The sequence below is a fragment of the Emticicia sp. genome (assembly GCF_049241225.1).
Taxonomy (GTDB): domain Bacteria; phylum Bacteroidota; class Bacteroidia; order Cytophagales; family Spirosomataceae; genus Emticicia.
The window spans coordinates 4163-15189 of the sequence record NZ_JBMLRC010000265.1 but is presented as its reverse complement, the minus strand read 5'-3'; the positions used below and the strand labels follow the sequence as shown (position 1 = coordinate 15189).

Annotated in this window: 6 protein-coding genes and 1 pseudogene; 3 read left to right on the top strand and 4 right to left on the bottom strand. The window is 38.6% G+C overall.

The annotated features are described in order from the left end of the window. From ACOVO2_RS14350 to ACOVO2_RS14340, 3 genes and pseudogenes are all read right to left on the bottom strand, one after another. A pseudogene (locus ACOVO2_RS14350) lies at positions 1 to 1170 on the bottom strand (hypothetical protein); the annotation flags it as partial. A 129-nt stretch (positions 1171 to 1299) separates the two neighbouring features. Then, entirely contained in the window at positions 1300 to 3366 is a 2067-nt protein-coding gene (locus ACOVO2_RS14345; protein ID WP_421770641.1) for a carboxy terminal-processing peptidase, read from the bottom strand. Positions 3367 to 3418: 52 nt separating this feature from the next. Further along, positions 3419 to 4171 carry an FKBP-type peptidyl-prolyl cis-trans isomerase gene (locus ACOVO2_RS14340; RefSeq protein WP_421770640.1) on the bottom strand — a complete coding sequence of 251 codons (753 nt, stop codon included), beginning with the start codon at positions 4169 to 4171 and terminating at the stop codon, positions 3419 to 3421. 198 nt (positions 4172 to 4369) lie between these two features. On the opposite strand from ACOVO2_RS14340, the gene moeB reads away from it, so the two are divergent. Both moeB and ACOVO2_RS14330 read left to right on the top strand, forming a co-directional pair. Then, positions 4370 to 5446 (top strand): molybdopterin-synthase adenylyltransferase MoeB, encoded by a 1077-nt coding sequence (gene moeB, locus ACOVO2_RS14335; protein WP_421770639.1) that lies wholly within the window; start codon positions 4370 to 4372, stop codon positions 5444 to 5446. A gap of 33 nt (positions 5447 to 5479) precedes the next feature. Then, the gene (locus ACOVO2_RS14330) at positions 5480 to 5923 is read left to right on the top strand and encodes a transcription elongation factor (RefSeq protein ID WP_421770638.1); all 444 of its coding nucleotides are present in this window, start codon (positions 5480 to 5482) and stop codon (positions 5921 to 5923) included. Positions 5924 to 5987: 64 nt separating this feature from the next. On the opposite strand, the gene ileS is transcribed toward ACOVO2_RS14330, so the two are convergent. Continuing rightward, positions 5988 to 9416 carry an isoleucine--tRNA ligase gene (gene ileS / locus ACOVO2_RS14325; RefSeq protein WP_421770637.1) on the bottom strand — a complete coding sequence of 1143 codons (3429 nt, stop codon included), beginning with the start codon at positions 9414 to 9416 and terminating at the stop codon, positions 5988 to 5990. A gap of 253 nt (positions 9417 to 9669) precedes the next feature. Between ileS and ACOVO2_RS14320 the strand changes: the two genes are divergently transcribed. Continuing rightward, positions 9670 to 11027, top strand: a 1358-nt coding sequence (locus ACOVO2_RS14320) for a DUF1800 domain-containing protein (RefSeq protein ID WP_421770636.1), incomplete at its 3' end; no start/stop codon positions are given.

Genomic DNA, 11027 nt, shown 5'->3' with positions numbered 1-11027 from the left:
GTGAGCCATATCGCCCCGCATAAAATCTAAATTGTAGGTTTTCTGACATTCATAAACCTTCTGGCAGAAATATTCCCACGCATATTTATTCGGATTTTCAAAATCTAATTCCCAATTAGCGTTATCATCTTTTGAGTGAAAAAACTTATAGCGTGCCAAAGGCCCAAAAACCCTCGACATTGCCTGCGGCTCATCAAACTCATAAGTGTACCAACGGTTTCCGTTTTCATCAATCACAAACTCTTCGGGATTGATGTGTAGCCCACGATACGGTGGTGCCATTGTCATCGGAAGGGTTTCGTAGCCTTGGTAAATTAGTTCGTGCATTAACTCAATGCGGCGACGAAGACGGCCTTGAAAATCAGTTTTATGGCCGAATATTATTTCCAATCGTTGTTCATCACTCAAAATTGGAATTTCGGGCGAAAACAGCGTGTTTTTTGAGTAAGAAATCGGTGTTCCGTTGGCGGTGCCATTACGTACTAAATAATGCCAAATAATTTCTTCGACTTCTCTATAAATTGTTTCTGAATTGCTCGTAATTCTTCCTCCAACTCTGCGTACCCACTCAAAAAAGCGAGGATAGGCAATGACCATTTCCGAAAAACGGTCGGTGTGTGGAATCACGTCCATACCTACGCTCTTGCCCATTGCGTGCAAGATATTCACCACAAATTTGAGTTGTTTCTCGACCGAATCAAGCGACGGAATAGCAGTAGCCAATTCTTGACTGTAAAACTCAGGGTTGATATTGAAAGTTGTCATGCCATAGAGGCTGCCAACTACACCTGGCTCCCAAATAGGCAATAAATGTATCGAATCTTGTGATTTTGGAATCGTTAGTGCGTATTTGACGACATTGAAAAAATTTCCAATAGTACGCACATTAATGCCCACCATGTTTGATTTTTTCAGCCATTGGCTATCTTGGTGATAGCTTACGGGGCTTTCGATACCACGACTGGGGTCTAAAGCCCTTTGGATAATATCATTGCCAAATCGACGTTGAAGAATGTCTATTATATCATAAACATTTAGCTGAACGGCAATTTCGGGCAACAGATTCTCGATGTACGACGTCTGGTGCGAAGTATATTTATCTTTGTATAAATAATGATTCTGACGCCACAAATCAAACATCGACGTTTGTGTATAAGTATCAGTTGTCATCGAATTTCATCATAGGTTATATACAAAGTTATGAAATACCGATAAAAGAAAACAATTTAAGCTTAAAAAAATAAGAAACCCCCAGTTGATTGGCTCATCTGGGGGTTTCTTTATAAAAATAGTTGACTATTATTTCTGTGATGATGAAATTAAATCGCAGAGAATACGCTCACTTTCGGTCAAGATAATATCTTTTTCTTTTTCATCTTTTTCGCCTGAGCTTAATTTATTTACAGCTTTTCTGCGTTTTTCGTTTTCATCACGCTCTTGCTTGCGTTTAGCTTCATTCAATGAAATAACCGTAATATCTTTTATCTTACGATACTCGGCCAAATCATCGGTTAATTGCTTCAATTCTTGGTCTGATTTCAAACGGGCTTGGTATTTTTCTTGCAATTTGGCCAATATTTTCTCGTTGATAACAGTTGTTTTCTCGTAATCAGAAGTTTTTACTTGGTCATACGGCAATGCACTTGGTTGAGAACTTTCTCCCATTTCTTCGGGGTCGAAAGGTGTTGGTAATAAAATATCAGCCGAAACTCCTTTGCGTTGAGTGCTATTTCCTGTGATGCGATAAAACTTCTCAGTCGTCAATTTCAATTGTCCGTATCTTTCTTTTTGGTCGAAACCAACTGCTGGTTTTTTATCAGTAGATGCCGTACGAGGTGCGAGCAAAAATTGGTCTAAATCAACCAATTGTTGCACTGTTCCTTTTCCAAAAGATTGTTCGCCAACAATTACTCCACGCTTATAATCTTGAATAGCTCCCGCAAAAATCTCAGATGCCGAAGCACTAAAACGATTTTGAAGAATAACCAATGGGCCATTATAAACCAATTCAGGGTCGGTGTCGCTTTCAACGTCTACACTTCCATTATTATCACGGCGTTGGACAACCGGGCCTTTTGTGATGAATAAACCCGTAAGATTAATGGCTTCGGTCAGCGACCCACCTCCATTATTGCGGAGGTCAATCACTACACCATCTACACCTTTAGCTTTGAAATCATTCAAGAAACGCTTAACATCCTTGGTTGTACTCTGAAAATCACCGCCACGGCGAGCATCTTCAAAATCACGATAGAACATTGGAATATCAATTACACCCAGTTTATAGTCTTTACCATCTTTTTTCATCGGTACAACTTCGCCTTTGGCAACTGCTTCTTCGAGTTTTACTTTTTCACGAACCAAACGTAGCTCTTTTGTTGGTGAACCCGCAGGTGCATCGCCCGGTAGGAGTCTTACACGTACAACTGTTCCTTTTGTGCCTCTGATTAGCTTTACAGCATCATCAGTCAACCAGCCAACAATATCTTGCCATGTTCCGTTTTCGCCTTGAGCTACAGCCACAATTCTATCATTTTTGGTTGCTTGTCCACTTTTAAACAATGGCCCTCCAGGAATAATCTCGGCAATTTTTACATAGTCGCCTTCATTTTGTAGGGAAGCACCAATTCCTTCTACTGACTGGCTCATTTCGATATTGAATTGAGCAGCCGTACTCGGAATCATGTAATTTGTATGAGGGTCGATGGTTTCAGAAAACGCATTCATGAATGATTGAAAAACATCATCGGCTCTCCATTTAGCAATACGTCCTTCCCAACGCTTATAGCGGTCTTTCAGGGTTGCTATTGTTGCAGAATCTTTACTTCCACTCAATTTAAGGTCAAGTACCTGACTTTTTACAATCTTACGCCAAACATCATCCAGCTCAGCCGTTGATTTTGCCCAATTGCTTTTTTCACGGTCAGTTTCGTAGCTTTCGTCAGTGGTAAAATCAAAAGGTTTGTCAAGCAAAGCCATAATAAAATCATGACGTTCTTTATAGCGTTTGCGGTAAAGATTGAAAACCTCGAACGGAGCAGTTAAATCTCCTTCCAATAAATCTTCATCAATGCCATCACGGTATTTTTCAAAAGATTTGATATCACTTTCAAGAAAGTATGAATGTCCACCATCAACATCTTTCAAGAAATTATCCCAAACTTTTGACGAAAAATCATCATCGAGCTTAAACTTTTGGTAGTGGTGATAGCTCAAAAACTGGGTAGCAAACTGCTCAACTTGCTCTTGCGTGCGAGTTGGTTTCAAATCGTTGTAACCATACGTTGGCGACGACGAATTTTGGGCTTTGTTTTCAAAGCAACCAAAAAGACCAGTTAAGGTTAGTAGAACGATGATTCTTTTCATAATTTGTAACATGACCACCCCCAGCCCCTAAAGGGGAGTTTAATTTTTTAATTTATTTAACAATATCAAGCAATTCTACTTCAAAAATCAAAACCTGATTCGGGCCGATGCTTGGTGGGCCTTGTGGGCCATAAGCCAAATTTGAAGGAATAAATAATTTCCATTTCGAACCAACTGGCATTAATTGAAGAGCTTCTACCCAACCTTGAATTACTTGCGTTACGCCAAATTCGGCTGGTTGTCCACGCTCTACTGAACTATCAAAAACGCTTCCATCAATCAAAGTTCCGTGATAATGTACTTTTACTTTATCCGAAGAAGCTGGTTTTGCTCCATTTCCCTCTTTCATGATTGAATACTGCAAGCCACTTGGCAAAGTAACAACGCCCGCTTTGGTTTTGTTTTCAGCCAAAAACTTATCGCCAACCGCTTTATTTGCAGCACCTTTTTTCATTGATTCGTTCTGAAAATACCCTTGAATATAAGCATTGGCTGCGTTAGGGTCCATCCAAGTTGTTTGGTTTCCTAAAACTTGGTCAATTGCTTTTGCCAACATTGCTGAATTAACTTTCAAGTTTTGTTGTTTCAAATTACCAGCGATGTTCATTCCGATAGCATAGCTAATCGAATCAACACCATTTTTCATACCTTCCGCTGATGACGGAGCAACAACTACAGTTTTTGTAGTCGTAACGGGTTTTGCAGCAGGGGTTTTAGGCTTAGCGGCTGGGGCTTTAGTGTTTTGTGCAAACGAAAATTGTGATAGTAGAATAGTAGTAGCGAAAGCAATAAATGTTTTTTTCATTTTTTAAAGATATACTTATTTTTAATTGACTTTTTTATAAATAACAAATAAACGTACTTTTAGTCTAAAAATTAGTATTTCTATAAAAAAACTACGCAATAATTACGTATTTACGATGTGAAACCATTTATTGTTTGCTTTCAACGTAATTATTTAACATATTTTAAGAAATCGCTTCTTTATTGTTCCTTAAATATTATGCTCACGCCCGAAGAATTTCAAAGATATAATCGACAAATGCTAATGCCAGAATTTGGCTTGGCAGGACAAGAAAAACTAAAAAAATCAAAGGTTTTGGTTATTGGTTGCGGTGGACTCGGTAGTCCTGTTTTGTTGTATTTAACTGCGGCAGGTGTTGGTACGATTGGAATCGTGGAAAATGATAAAGTTGATATCAGTAATCTTCAAAGACAAATTTTATATAATTCAACGGCAGTCGGAGAAGAGAAAATCGGCGAAACTGTCAAACGTTTGACTGCTCTAAATCCTTTGGTTACATTTAATAAATATCCAACTCGATTAAGTGCCAGCAATGCTTTAGAAATCATCAAAGATTATGATATTGTGATTGATGGAACCGATAATTTTCCGACTCGATATTTGGTAAATGACGCCTGCGTTATGCTCAATAAACCATTCGTTTACGGAGCTATTCATCGTTTTGAAGGGCAAGTTGCAGTTTTTAATCATCAAAACTCAGCTACTTATCGAGATTTATTCCCAACTCCACCACCACCTGAGCAAGCACCCAACTGTGCCGAAGCTGGAGTTTTGGGAGTTTTACCAGGAATTATTGGCTCAATGCAAGCTCTCGAAGCTATCAAAGTTATTACAAATGTAGGAGAGCCGCTTTCGGGTAAATTATTAGTTTTGGATACGCTTTCGATGCAAAGCAGAATTATTAAAATTCCTAAAATGCCTAACACTCCAAAAATTACTCAACTAATTGATTATGAAGTGTTTTGTGGTTTAAAATCAGCGAATGATATAACGTTTGAAGCTTTAAATTTATTAAGTAATTACCAACTAATTGATGTAAGAGAAAAGCATGAGTACGAAACTCGAAACATTGGCGGAGAATTAATGCCATTATCTGAATTAGAGAAACATTTACCAAAAATTAGTCGAGATAAAACGGTAGTTGTGCATTGCCAAAGTGGCATTCGAAGTCAGAAAGCGATAAGAATTCTTCAAGAACAATATGGCTACGACAATCTTTTGAATCTGACTGGAGGAATGAATAAAATCTTGAATGATAACCCATCTTTTCTATAAAACATCAACATCGAAAAGAGAATTAATTAATACATGAAACAACAATTATTAGAAAAAGTAAAAGAATTGATAGAAAGCCGTATGCAAACTTCTTTTGAAGCAATGGAAGCGGCTAAAAACTCAGCTAATGAAGAAGGGAAAAGTTCGGCAGGAGATAAATACGAGACAGCCCGAGCGATGGGACAACTCGACCGAGAGATGAATGGAAGAATGTACGAACAAGCACGCCAAGAAAGATTATCCCTTGATAAAATAGACCCAGAAGGTATTTTTACAAAAGTAGCTTTTGGGGCATTGGCCGAAACAACGATGGGGTATTTCTTTGTATCAATCGGTGCGGGAATTGTTGAGCTAAACGGAACAAAATTTATGGTAATTTCGCAAGAAGCACCAATCGGGCAGATTATTTTAGGTAAAACAGTAGGAGAGACCTTTGAGTTTAGAGGGCAGAAATACAAAATAATTAGTATTGTCTGAATTATTATAGGAACGTCCAATTTGGACGTTCCTACAGGAGTATCTTTGTACAAAAACAAAAACTTTACGCTACAACTTCAACCGTAACTACGAGCATAAACTCATCCATTTCGATTTCTACGGCATTGGCTGGACTTTCAGACAATACTTCCAACGAAAGAGCTTGCACTTCTTGACTAATGTATTCTCGATTGGCTTCTACGGCAGCAGTCAAGGCTTCGTTATTATTCAAAAGTTTGATGCTAATTTTATCGGTTACTTCAAAGCCAGTGTCTTTTCTGTAATTTTGGATACGATTCACAAAATCACGTGCGATACCTTCTTGGCGTAATTCATCCGAAATATTAATATCTAAAGCAACAGTTATTCCTTTGTCTGAAGCTACTAACCAACCTGGAACATCTTCAGTTTGGATTTCGACATCAGTTAAAGTAATGAGGAATTGAGAATTTGGAATCTGGAATTCCCCCGTTTTTTCTAACAACTTTAAATCTTCATTCGTCATTGAAGCTATTCCATTCCCAACTTCTTTCATATCCTTACCATATTTCGGGCCGAGAGCTTTGAAGTTTGGTTTTACTTTCTTTTTCAAGATTCCCGAATCATCATCAATGTACTCGATGGATTTGATATTTACCTCCGACTTGATTATGTCTTCTACGTGGCGAATTTGTTCACGAGTACTTTCTGATAAAACAGGAATCAAGATACGTTGCAATGGCTGACGCACTTTGATTTTGTGTGTTTTACGCAATGAGTGAACCAACGAAGAAACCGTTTGCGATAACTCCATCGAAGTTTCGAGATTCGCATCTACCCAGCTTGCATCATAAGTTGGCCAATCAGTAAAGTGTACTGACTCATGACGAAGTGGCGAATTACTGGCTTTTGCTTCTTCACGAATAGAATCTGTCAGGCTTTTGTATAACCAATCTCCATAGAAAGGAGCAATCGGCGACATCAACTGAGCAACCGTTACCAAACATTTTTGAAGTGTTTCGTAAGCTGCTTTTTTGTTTTCGGTCATTTCACCTTGCCAGAAACGACGACGGCACAAACGCACATACCAGTTAGAAAGTTGGTCGCAAACGAAATCTTGCACTAAACGCCCTGCCTTAGTTGGGTTATAATCATCGAATTGTTCGCCTACTTCCTTGATGAGCGTGTAGAGTTTCGATAAAATCCAACGGTCCATTTCTGGAAGATTAGCATAAGGCACTCTATCGGTTTCCGACATCTTATAATTATCAAGATTTGCATAAAGTGCAAAGAAATTATACGTGTTGGTAAGCGTTCCGAAAAATTTATTACGCACCTCGGTGATTCCATCTAAATTAAAGCGAAGATTGTCCCAAGGCTCGGCGTTTGTAATCATGTACCAACGAGTAGGGTCAGCACCGTATTTACCCAAAGTATCGAATGGGTCGATGGCATTTCCAAGACGTTTCGACATTTTATTACCGTTTTTATCCAAAACAAGGCCTGTTGAAACTACATTTTTGAATGCAATCGAATCATACAACATGCCAGAAATAGCGTGAAGTGTGAAGAACCAACCACGAGTTTGGTCAACACCTTCGGAGATAAAATCGGCAGGATAATTTGCGTCGAAAATTTCTTTATTTTCAAACGGATAATGCCATTGTGCAAAAGGCATCGCTCCCGAATCGAACCAAACGTCAATTAGGTCAGTTTCACGCTGCATGAGTTTTCCACTTGCCGAAACCAAGAAAACCTCATCAACATAAGGGCGGTGCAGGTCAAATGTTGAATGAGTGAATGAGTGAATGAAAGATTCATTCTTTTTGCGTTGCTCCTCATTCAATACATCATCTTTCAAGGCATGTTTAATGCCATTAACCAATTCTTCAACCGAGCCGATACACACTTCTTCACCATCTTCCGAACGCCAAATTGGTAGTGGAGTTCCCCAATAACGGCTACGGCTTAAATTCCAATCAACTAAGTTTTCGAGCCAGTTACCAAAACGACCAGTTCCTGTACTTTCAGGTTTCCAGTTGATGGTTTTGTTCAACTCAACCAACTTATCTTTCATAGCCGTTGTGCGAATAAACCAACTATCAAGTGGGTAATAAAGCACAGGCTTATCAGTTCTCCAACAATGCGGATACGTGTGTTCGTAACGCTGTACGTTGAAAGCTTTATTTTCGGTTTTTAGTTTAATCGCAATGCGTTCATCAACCGAAAGATATTTATCTCTGCCTTGTTTGATTCTTTCCGCTTCTTTTTCGTCGTCGGTCAAATAAGCTTCTTTTACATATTCTAAAGCAAAATCAGTGATTTCTTTCACGAAACGTCCTCTACGGTCAACAACAGGCACATCTTTTCCTGTTTCGTCTTTCACCATGATTGACGGAATACCGTGTTGTTGAGCAACTCTAAAGTCATCGGCACCAAAAGTTGGTGAAGTATGTACAACACCTGTACCATCTTCGGTGGTCACGAAATCTCCAATAATTACTCTGAAAGCAGGAGCTTCGGGTTGCACGTAAGGAAGTAGTTGTTCGTATTCAATTCCTTCCAAATCTGAGCCTTTGCACTCAGCAATGATTGTCCAAGGAATGATTTTTTTATCAGAGTTTTCAAAACCATCAAAATCGCCATCTTTTCCTTTTTCGGAGAAATACTTCCCTATTAAATCTTTTGCCAAGACTACATTTACAGGCAAATATGTGTATGGATTGAAAGTTTTCACCAAAACATAATTGATGTTTTTTCCAACCGTCAGAGCCGAGTTTGCAGGAAGCGTCCACGGTGTTGTCGTCCAAGCAAGTATGAAAACTTCTCCATTACTTGCTTTAAACAAAAACTCCGATTTATGATTTTCGATAACCTTAAATTGGGCAGTTAAAGATGTATCTTTTACATCTTTGTAGGTGCCAGGCATATTTAGTTCGTGTGAACTTAAGCCTGTTCCTGCCGCTGGTGAATATGGCTGAATCGTATAGCCCTTATAAAGCAATCCTTTGGTGTAGAATTCTTTCAATAAATGCCAAATACTTTCAATATATTCGTTTTTATAAGTAATATACGGATTTTCGAGGTCAACCCAATAGCCCATTTTCTCGGTCAAATCGTCCCACTGGTCAGTAAAACGCATGACTGTTTCACGACATTTTTGGTTATATTCTTCGACCGTTATTTTCTTACCAATATCTTCTTTTGTGATACCGAGTTCTTTCTCTACTTGAAGCTCAACTGGTAGGCCGTGAGTATCCCATCCACCTTTGCGTTTTACCTGAAAACCACGAAGAGTTTTGTAGCGACAAAAAATATCTTTAATCGAACGAGCCATTACGTGGTGAATTCCAGGCGTACCATTTGCTGATGGTGGTCCCTCGAAAAATGTAAAAGTTGGTGCACCTTCACGTACCTCAATCGATTGCTCGAAGATTTTGTTTTCTTTCCAGAAAGCCAGAATCTCATCGGCAATCTCGGCATAATTGACTGATTTATATTCTTTGTATTGCATAAGATAAGTAAATAATTAAACAGGATTAAGCGATTTTAAGATTAGTAAGATTAAAACAACTACGATTAATTTACGTCATTAGAATTTAAAATTCTCTCAAAAAATCGTGTCCATCTTGTAATCCTTAAAATCCTGTCAAGATTAAGGGTGCAAAGATAAGGATTTTTTACCCTTCGAAGAACATAATTATATTGCTTATTAAACCTTTATCTACTTTTTTATATCCAAAGGTTATCGAAAAAATAGAAAGGACATGCTACAAAAACACATTCAACATTTATATTGGCGTGCAGGCTTCGGAGAGCCTTATGCGGTTGTTCGGGCAGCACACAGGCAATCTGCACGACAAGTTTTCAAACAAATGTTAAGAGATTCAGAAGATTTTCGACCGATTGATATAGTTGATTTGCGGGAGGTTGTTGCTGAGTTTAGGCAACTGCGTGAAATGCGTGATATAAAAAAAGAAGGCAATAGAGAGGAAGTACGTGAGAAACTGAAAGATTTACAGAAAGATAGAAGAGAAGAACAAGGCACACTCAATACTACTTGGATTGACTTAATGGCGACTTCGAGAGGAGTTTTACGAGAAAAAATGGCTTTGTTTTGGCACGGGCATTTGGTTTCGAGAAGTTTGAATCCTGCTTTTTCGCAAAGTTATCTGAATACACTCCGCGAACACGCTCTCGGAAAATTTGGTGATTTATTGATGGCGGTTTCAAAAGAGCCCTCGATGCTGCAATTTTTGAATAATAAACAAAATAAGAAACGCAGCCCCAACGAAAACTTTGCTCGTGAATTAATGGAGCTTTTCACGCTCGGACGAGGAAACTATACTGAAAAAGACATCAAGGAAGTTGCACGAGCGTTTACGGGCTGGGATTTCGATTTGCAAGGAAGATTTATTTTCCGAGAATTTCAGCACGATAACGGAGAGAAAACCATTTTTGGAAAAACGGGCAATTTCAAAGGTGAAGATGTAATTGAGATGATTTTGGAACGAAAAGAAACAGCCCAGTTTCTGACCGCCAAAATTTATAAATATTTCGTCAATGAAAATATTGGTGGAAAAGAGAAGCGAATCGCAGAATTGAGTAAGCGTTTCCACAAAACCAATTATGACATTGCCGATTTGCTCGAAAATATCTTCACGGCCGACTGGTTTTACGACCAAGAAAACGTTGGCTCGCACATAAAATCGCCTGTTGAGTTGTTGGTTGGAATCAAACGAACCCTCGGAGCGACTTTTGAAGACCAACAACCCGATTTATTTATTCAGAAAGTTTTAGGTCAAGTCTTACTTTATCCGCCCAATGTTGCGGGCTGGGCAGGAGGCAAAAACTGGATTGATAGTTCGAGCCTACTTTTTAGGATGCAGTTACCTACAATGTTATTTTTAGGCAAAGAAGGGAGTATTTCTGCCAAGAAAGATGGCGATGTAAATACCGAGTATCAAACAAAAAAGCGAAATTTCAAGGCGAGTGTCGATTGGAGTAATTTCAGTAGAGCTTTTACTGAGAAAGAAAAAAAACTTGTTGACGAAATAAGTCAATATTTATTTCAAGTGCCTGCTAATGAGTTATTCATTCAAAACATTGCGAATAAATTTCAGCA

What these genes read in the sequence shown, in the direction of transcription:
- ACOVO2_RS14345 (WP_421770641.1), bottom strand. Translation starts at nt 3,366, where the DNA reads ATGAAAAGAATCATCGTTCTACTAACCTTAACTGGTCTTTTTGGTTGC.
- ACOVO2_RS14340 (WP_421770640.1), bottom strand. Translation starts at nt 4,171, where the DNA reads ATGAAAAAAACATTTATTGCTTTCGCTACTACTATTCTACTATCACAA.
- moeB (WP_421770639.1), top strand. Translation starts at nt 4,370, where the DNA reads ATGCTCACGCCCGAAGAATTTCAAAGATATAATCGACAAATGCTAATG.
- ACOVO2_RS14330 (WP_421770638.1), top strand. Translation starts at nt 5,480, where the DNA reads ATGAAACAACAATTATTAGAAAAAGTAAAAGAATTGATAGAAAGCCGT.
- ileS (WP_421770637.1), bottom strand. Translation starts at nt 9,416, where the DNA reads ATGCAATACAAAGAATATAAATCAGTCAATTATGCCGAGATTGCCGAT.